Genomic DNA, 5,851 nt, shown 5'->3' with positions numbered 1-5,851 from the left:
CGCTCACTCCGTTCGCGCGGTGGAACCGCTCGGCGCTACGCGCCTCGCGGATACTTCGATGATTCTTTTTTAAACTAACAGGCTCAGTACGTCCCTTCCAGCCACGTCACCACGTCGGTAATCTCCTGTGGCGCCGTCCCGTGCCCGACGCCGTAACGCTCGAAACGCACGTCGGCGCCGCCCTGTTTTAAGAGTTCAGCGGCCTGCTCGGCGCGTTCCGGCGGGATGACCTGGTCCATCCCCCCACAGCCGACGAAGACCGGCTTACCCTCGGCGTTATCGATTCGATCGTGGTGGGATTCGGCGAGATAGCCGTTCAGCGCGACGACCCAGCGGTAGGCTTCGGGGCGTTCCAGCAGGGCCGACATGCTCGTGATGGCGCCCTGACTGAAGCCCAGTAGGCCGACGCGGTCGGCATCGAGGTCGTAGCGGTCGACCGCCGCCTCGACGAACTCGTGGACGAGATCGAGGCTCCGGCGGAACCCCTCGGGGTCCGGCTGGCTGGCGTGCAGGCCGCCGTCCGAGAGGTCGAGGTCGTACCACGTGTAGCTGTTCGGCCCGCCCATCTCGTTCGGGGCGCGCACGCTCAGGACGTGCAGTTCGTCGGGCAGTTGCGCGGCGATGGGCAACAGGTCGCGTTCGTTCGTCCCCCGGCCGTGAATCAGCACGACCGCCGGGGCGTTCTCCTCGACGGACCCCGGTCGACTCTCGTGGACCAGCGGCAGGTCGCCTGAATCGCTCATACCGCGAATACGGCGCCTGCCATCAAAAACAGCCGGTAACCCCTACCCCACGAGAACCCCCACCGTGTTAGGAACCACCACAGCATTTATTGCCACTGTCAAACAATGACAACCTGTATGGCGACCGCGAACGAAGATATATTCGACGACTTCCTCGACGAACGAGGCCACACGACCGAATCTCCGTCCTGGGAACGCGATTATAACAAGAAACGGTGCCCCGACTGTGGCGGGCTTCACGGTCTCGACGCCGCCACATGTTCGGTCTGCGGCTGGCAGCCCAACTGACTCGCGGTCACTCCTCCGGTTCCGCTTTCGAGTAACGTCACCGCATAGCCGCAGGCGTGTCAGTCGTCTGTGGCTCGCTTCACTCCCCGCTCACACACCGGGACCCCTCACTTTGTTCGGGGTCTCGCAACTCACGGTTCCCTTCGGTCACCGTTCGTATAACCGAGGCTTCTCGCTTTGCTCGAAGCCTCGTAAATGCACGTTCTTTATACGCGAGCGTGGCCTTACAAGGATAATGGCTGATTCCACCCACGTGACACGACTCTTCGGTGGGCCGGGCAGTGGGAAGACCACGGCCCTGCTCGACCGCGTCGACGACATGCTCGACGACGGGGTCGATGTCAACGACATTCTGGTGGTGTCCTACACCCGCGCGGCCGCCGCAGAGGTCCGCGAACGCCTCGCCGAACGCCTCGACTGCACGCCGAAATCCCTCCGCGGCAACGTCTGTACGATGCACGCGAAGGCCTACGAACTCCTCAACCTCTCGCGCGGCGACGTCGTCGGCGAGAAGCACAAGAAGGAGTTCTGCGAGGACTACGGCCTCGAATTCGAAGACGAGTACAAGTCGTCCCGCCGCCGCTCCGCCCGGTCGACCACGCTGGGCAACAAGATCATCGCCACCTCCCAGTGGCTCCAGCGAACCGAACGCGACGTCGCCGACTGGTACGACGTCCCCTTCAAGTGGGACGACGAGGAGGTCCGCCTCCCGCCGGAGATCGACGACAACGCCCAGACGGGCAACAAGTACACCCCAACGTGGCCCTCCTCGGACGACCGCGTCGACATCCCCGAGGCCATCCGCGCGTGGCGTTCGTACAAGGGCGAGGAGGGCGTCGTCGGCTTCGCAGACATGCTCGAACGTGTCCAGCAGCGCTCCCTCCTGCCGAACGTCGACCACCTCGTCATCGACGAGTTCCAGGACATCACGACCCTCCAGTACGGCGTCTACGACGAGTGGAAACCGCACATGGAAAGCGTCCTCATCGCCGGCGACGACGACCAGGTCGTCTACGCGTGGCAGGGCGCCGACCCCGCACTTCTCCTCGACGAGGAGGTCGACGAGGACATCGTACTCCCGAACTCCTATCGGCTCCCCTCGAAGATCCTCAACGTCGTCAACACCCAGATCAGCCACATCGAGCAACGGCAGGACAAGGACCTCAAACCCCGCAAACAGGGTGGGTCGGTCGAAGCCGTCCCGAACCCCTCGATGCTCGACCTCGTTCGGAACGTCCGCGCCACCCTCGAAGAGGACGACGACGGCAGCGCGATGGTGCTGTTCCGGGCCCGCTATCAGATGTTCCAGTTCATGGACGAGTTCATCGACGAGGGCATCCCCTTCACCTCACTGACCGACCAGCGCATGTGGACCGACCGCCTGCAGGGCTACGTCGACGCCATCGAAGCCCTCGACGAGGGCGAACGCATCGACGGCCTGCAGGCCCAGCGCCTCGGCGAGATGCTGGCCGAGAGCGCCTTCGGCACCGGCGAACGTGACGACTACTTCGACGCCCTCGACGACCTCCAGGAGCAGGCCGGCGTCGACGACCTCACCGAGATGGCCGTCGCCCCCGACTTCGTCGACGACCACGCTCCCTTCGCGCCCGGTCCGGCCTCCGCCGCCGACATGCTCACCAAGGTCTCGAACTTCCAGGAACGCTCCGTGAAGGCCTACTTCAAGGGCGATTACCGCGGTATGGACCCCACCCGCCTCCGCCTCGGCACCATCCACTCCGCGAAGGGCCGCGAGGCCGACCACGTCTTCGTCGCCACCGACCTCACCGAGAAGGTCGTCGAGCAGATGGCCGCCTCCGTCGACGACCCCACAGACGTCGCCGGCGTCACCGAGTTCAACAAACACTCCGACCCCGTCCCGACCATGACCGACAACGAACGCCGCGTCTTCTACGTCGGCATGTCCCGGGCCCGCGAGCGCCTCGTTCTCCTCGAGAACCTCGTCGACGGCGCCCCGACGCTGCCCATCGACGTCCTCCTCTACAACGAGCCGCTCGACAAGCCGCTCGACGAGGTGCTAGCCGACGCACAGGAGACCGGGAAGGAGATCGCCGCTGACTAGAACCCACTTTTTGCACTTCCCTCGCGCGCCTTCGGCGCGCTCAGTCAGGCAAAAACGTGGTGAAAATATGCGCGAGAGCCTCCAGCCGCGGCGCTTCGCGCCGCGGTAGTCGGCTCTCGCTACGGCGACTCGCTTCGCTCGTCGCCGAGAACCGCCTCGGGGGCCTTCTCTGAAGGCCCCGCTCTGCGGATGCTTTTATATCATTTATACGTCGTTTATGCCGATCGCAGCCTCAAGCTTATTCCGATGGATTCTGATAGGTCAGGTATGGAACTGGTAAACATCGGGTTGCTGCTCGCAGGACTCGTGTTGGTGTTCTTCGGCGCGGCGCTGTCGATCTACGCCGTGGCGTTGCTCGGCTTCCTCATCGGTGCCGGCGGGGGCTACATCCTCGCGCCGACGCTGCTGCCCGCCCTCGGCGCGGAGGGCATCGTCGGCTTCGCGATAGCGGTCCTCGTCGGCGGGGCGCTAGGAGCGGCACTGTCCTACGTCGCGCTGTCGTTTGCGACCGCGATACCGGCCTTCGTCGTCGGCGCGTATCTCGGCCTCTACGTCATCACGCCGATATTCACCGAGGGCGGCCTCATCAAGTGGCTCGTCATGATCGTCGCCGGCATCGTCGGTTCGGTCATCGGCTTCGCGCTGACGAAATACGCGCTGATGTTCATCACCGCCTTCGTCGGGGCGGCGTTCGCGAGCGGCAAGGTCCAGATGCAGCACTTCGCGGCCGCCCGGGAGAGTTTCTCGCCGGACCCGTTGCTTTTCGACCCGCTGGCAGCGACGGGACTCCTCGGCTTCGAACTCCCGCTTTTCGGCATCCTGTTCGTCCTCGGTGTGCTCTCGCAGATCGGCCTGTTCAAACTCGGCTGGGTGACGAAGTTCGCGACCATCGTCCCCGGTATCGGACGCATCTTCGGTAGCAGCGACGAGAGCTAGGAGCGCTCGGTCGCCAACGGAGGATATTTTGCCGCCCATCACCCTTCAACGAACATGCGCGATTTCGTCGTCGTGGGTGCCGGCCCGGCAGGCTCTCGCTTCGCCCGCTCGGCCGCCGAAGCCGGCCACGACGTGCTCGTTCTCGAATCCGGCGAGATAGGCCGGCCGCTGGCCTGCTCCGGGCACGTAAGCCTCGACGTTTGGGATTTTCTCCCCGAAGGCGCCCGCGACGACCTCTTCCAGAACGACATCTACGGCGCGCGGTTCCACCTCGGCGGCGCCGACAGCGAGCCCCACCGATTTTATAAGGACGAGCCGGTCTCCAACGCCATCGACCGGGTCGGACTGGACAAGACACTCGCCCACTGTGCCGAAGAGGCGGGAGCGGAGGTCCGAGACGGGTACACGGTAACCGCCGTCGACGAGAAACCGGGGGGCGTCGAGGTGACCGCCAGCGGCCCCGACGGCGTCGAGACCTTCGAGGCCCGAATGGTCGGAGGCGCCGACGGCCCCCGCTCGCGGGTTCGCGACGAGGTGGGCCTGCCGGAACCCGAGGAACTCCTCCACGGCGTGTTGGGCTTCGATTTCGAACCCGACCATCAGGACTTCGTGGACGTACACCTGACCGTCCCGCGCTTCTTCGCGTGGCGCATCCCCCGGGGCGATTCGGGCGTCGAATACGGGCTTGCGGTCCGTCCCGGCGACGACGCCCCACAGCGGTTCGATGACCTCGTTGCCGACTACGATGCCGATATCGACAAGCGATGTTCGGGCGCCATCCCCATCGGCCCGCCCGAGCGGACGGTCGGCAAGCGCTCCTTTCTCGTCGGCGACGCCGCCGCCCAGACCAAGCCGTTCACGGGTGGCGGCATCCTCTACGGGATGCGCGCCGCCGACGTTGCCGCCCGAGAGATCGACCCCCGACAGCCGGCGACGCTGGACGACTACGAGCGCGCGTGGCGCGACGAACTCCGGAACGACCAGCGTCTGGGGTCGCTCGTCCGGGCCGGCTACTCGATGCCGCGACCCATCCAGAAGGCAGGCATGCGCGCCTTCTCGGGGGAGATCGCGGTCCACATGGACCGGCCGACCTCGCTGTTCTCGAAGGCCCAACTGCGGGCGCTGCTGTCGTGGAACTGAAACAGACCGTCGTAGGCCGTATATGACGCGGCAGCCCGCCAGCCGACGGCTTTCGTGGCACTAATCCCCGCGCGTCGCCAAGCCCGGATATGACCGCGCCGACCGCCGACGGAACGCCCCGCACCGAAGGCCCCTTCCGGGTACTGCAGGGACGGGACGACGACGAGTGGCTCCTTCTGGACGTCGAGTCGGCGGACCCGACCTACGTCTCGCGGAACGGGGTGCCCGACGACGTCAAGGTGGGCAACCGCGTCGAGGCCGACATCTCGTGGGACGGCGACGAGCCGGTCGTCGAGTCCGCAAGCGTCGACACCGCGACCACCTTCGAGTTCGTCCGCACCGACGAGCCCATCTTCGAGGCCGCCCAGAACTGTTTCGAGGCAGCCCGCGCCGACGGCGAGGCGATGAACTCCCGAGTCACCTACAACACTGACAACGAGGCCAACGGCGTCGTCTACACCTTCGCCGACCAGCCCGGCAGTCAGGACCTCTTCGTCGAGTTCCGGGACGGCCACAAGCCGCTGGAACCGCTGGTCGCGCGGGCGGCCCACAACGAGACGGTCGACCCGCCCTTCTCCGTGTTCGTCATCGACCCACAGGAACCGTTCGTCGTCGTCTACATCGTCTTCGAGCCCGACGGTCTGCTGGACGAGACGGTTCGGGA

At 65.6% G+C, this 5,851-nt stretch carries 6 protein-coding genes; 5 read left to right on the top strand and 1 reads right to left on the bottom strand.

Annotation, left to right across the window (positions count from 1 at the left end):
* Positions 1–83: 83 nt before the first annotated feature.
* Positions 84–743 carry an alpha/beta hydrolase gene (locus V5A53_RS12370; protein WP_332313925.1) on the bottom strand — a complete coding sequence of 220 codons (660 nt, stop codon included), beginning with the start codon at positions 741–743 and terminating at the stop codon, positions 84–86.
* Positions 744–860: 117 nt separating this feature from the next.
* Between V5A53_RS12370 and V5A53_RS12365 the strand changes: the two genes are divergently transcribed.
* From V5A53_RS12365 to V5A53_RS12345, 5 genes are all read left to right on the top strand, one after another.
* Complete coding sequence (locus V5A53_RS12365) at positions 861–1,031, top strand: HVO_0416 family zinc finger protein (RefSeq protein ID WP_332313924.1); 171 nt, start codon at positions 861–863, stop codon at positions 1,029–1,031.
* A gap of 235 nt (positions 1,032–1,266) precedes the next feature.
* Positions 1,267–3,111, top strand: a complete 1,845-nt coding sequence (locus tag V5A53_RS12360; RefSeq protein WP_332313923.1) for an ATP-dependent helicase — start codon at positions 1,267–1,269, stop codon at positions 3,109–3,111.
* Positions 3,112–3,378: 267 nt separating this feature from the next.
* Complete coding sequence (locus V5A53_RS12355; protein WP_332313922.1) at positions 3,379–4,047, top strand: hypothetical protein; 669 nt, start codon at positions 3,379–3,381, stop codon at positions 4,045–4,047.
* 54 nt (positions 4,048–4,101) lie between these two features.
* Positions 4,102–5,187, top strand: a complete 1,086-nt coding sequence (locus V5A53_RS12350; RefSeq protein ID WP_332313921.1) for a geranylgeranyl reductase family protein — start codon at positions 4,102–4,104, stop codon at positions 5,185–5,187.
* A gap of 89 nt (positions 5,188–5,276) precedes the next feature.
* On the top strand, positions 5,277–5,851 hold a 575-nt coding region (locus tag V5A53_RS12345), incomplete at its 3' end, for a DUF6663 family protein (protein WP_332313920.1).

Source organism: Natronomonas sp. (assembly GCF_036625485.1).
Lineage (GTDB): Archaea > Halobacteriota > Halobacteria > Halobacteriales > Haloarculaceae > Natronomonas.
Note: the sequence above shows the minus strand (reverse complement) of the source record. Positions and strands in the feature narration are given on the sequence as shown.